Consider the following 2411-nt stretch of genomic DNA (forward strand, 5'->3'; position numbering starts at 1 on the left):
CTCAATACTTGCAACCGTTACTTCATTCGTATCTGTTTGAGCAAAGCTGTCATCGCCAGCGGTACCAGTAAGAGTATCGGTATTGGTGGCACTGTTGACGTTCGTGTATCGAATGCCGTTACTGGTGAAGTCTGAGGCAGCATTAATCGCTGCATCATCATTATTTAAATCGACACTGTCATTTGCACCACCGCCTGCTACCGAATTAACATCAGCGAATTCAATGCTAGCAACCGTGACTTCATTTGCGTCTGTTTGAACAAAGCTGTCATCACCCGCCGTGCCAGTCAGCGCATTGGTGTTCGTGGCACTGTTGACGTTCGTGTATCGAATGCCGTTACTGGTGAAATCTGACGCACCATTAATCGCTGCATCATCATTATTTAAATCGACACTGTCATTTGCACCACCGCCTGCTACCGAATTAACATCAGCGAATTCAATGCTGGCAACCGTGACTTCATTCGCGTCTGTTTGAACAAAGCTGTCATCACCCGCCGTACCGGTCAGTGCATTGGTGTTCGTGGCACGGTTGACGTTCGTGTATCGAATGCCGTTACTGGTGAAATCCGACGTAGCATTAATCGCTGCATCATCATTATTTAAATCGACACTGTCATTTGCACCACCGCCTGCTACCGAATTCACATCGGCGAATTCAATGCTGGCAACCGTGACTTCATTCGCGTCTGTTTGAACAAAGCTGTCATCACCAGCGGTACCAGTGAGAATATCGGTATTGGTGGCACTGTTGACGTTGGTGTACTGAATGCCGTTACTAGTGAAGTCTGACGTAGCATTAATCGCTGCATCATCATTATTTAAATCGACACTGTCATTTGCACCACCGCCTGCTACTGAATTCACATCAGCGAATTCAATGCTGGCAACCGTGACTTCATTCGCGTCTGTTTGAACAAAGCTGTCATCACCCGCCGTGCCAGTCAGCGCATCGGTGTTGATGGCGTTATTAACGTTGGTGTATTGAATACCGTTACTGGTGAAATCTGAGGCACCATTAATCGTTGCGTCGTCGTTATTTAAATCGACGCTGTCATTCCCACCATTACCTTCCACTGAACTCACATCGGCGAATTCAATGCTGGCAACCGTCACTTCATTCGCGTCTGTTTGAACAAAGCTGTCATCACCGGCCGTGCCAGTAAGAGTATCTGTGTTGGTGGCGTTATTAACATTGGTGTATTGAATACCGTTACTGGTGAAATCTGAGGCACCATTAATCGCTGCATCATCATTGTTTAAATCGACACTGTCATTCCCACCATTACCTTCCACTGAACTCACATCGGCGAATTCAATGCTTGCAACCGTTACCTCATTCGCGTCTGTTTGAACAAAGCTGTCATCACCGGCCGTGCCAGTAAGAGTATCTGTGTTGGTGGCGTTATTAACGTTGGTGTATTGAATACCGTTACTGGTGAAATCTGACGCAGCATTAATCGCTGCATCATCATTGTTTAAATCGACGCTGTCATTCCCACCATTACCTTCCACTGAACTCACATCGGCGAATTCAATGCTTGCAACCGTTACCTCATTCGCGTCTGTTTGAACAAAGCTGTCATCACCCGCCGTGCCAGTCAGCACATCGGTGTTGGTGGCGTTATTAACGTTGATGTACTGAATACCGTTACTGGTGAAATCTGAGGCACCATTAATCGTTGCGTCGTCGTTATTTAAATCGACGCTGTCATTCCCACCATTACCTTCCACTGAACTCACATCGGCGAATTCAATGCTTGCAACCGTGACTTCATTCGCGTCTGTTTGAACAAAGCTGTCATCACCAGCCGTGCCAGTCAGCACATCGGTGTTGGTGGCGTTATTAACGTTGGCGTATTGAATACCGTTACTGGTGAAATCTGACGCAGCATTAATCGCTGCATCATCATTATTTAAATCGACGCTGTCATTCCCGCCATTACCTTCCACTGAACTCACATCGGCGAATTCAATGCTTGCAACCGTGACTTCATTCGTGTCTGTTTGAACAAAGCTGTCATCACCCGCCGTACCAGTCAGTGTATTGGTGTTCGTGGCACGGTTAACGTTGGTGTACTGAATGCCGTTACTGGTGAAATCCGACGCAGCATTAATCGCTGCATCATCATTATTTAAATCGACACTGTCATTTGCACCACCGCCTGCTACCGAATTAACATCAGCGAATTCAATGCTGGCAACCGTGACTTCATTCGCGTCTGTTTGAACAAAGCTGTCATCACCCGCCGTGCCAGTCAGCGCATTGGTGTTCGTGGCACGGTTAACGTCGGTGTACTGAATGCCGTTACTGGTGAAATCCGACGCAGCATTAATCGCTGCATCATCATTATTTAAATCGACACTGTCATTTGCACCACCGCCTGCTACCGAATTAACATCAGCGAATT

The 2411-nt window shown here is 47.0% G+C and carries 1 protein-coding gene; it reads right to left on the minus strand.

Features of this window, described 5'->3' with window-relative positions:
* Positions 1–2411 (minus strand): beta strand repeat-containing protein (locus tag LU361_RS19965; protein WP_233090932.1); only part of this gene is annotated, 2411 nt, incomplete at both ends.

It is taken from the genome of Sessilibacter corallicola, from assembly GCF_021290925.1.
GTDB lineage: Bacteria > Pseudomonadota > Gammaproteobacteria > Pseudomonadales > Cellvibrionaceae > Sessilibacter > Sessilibacter corallicola.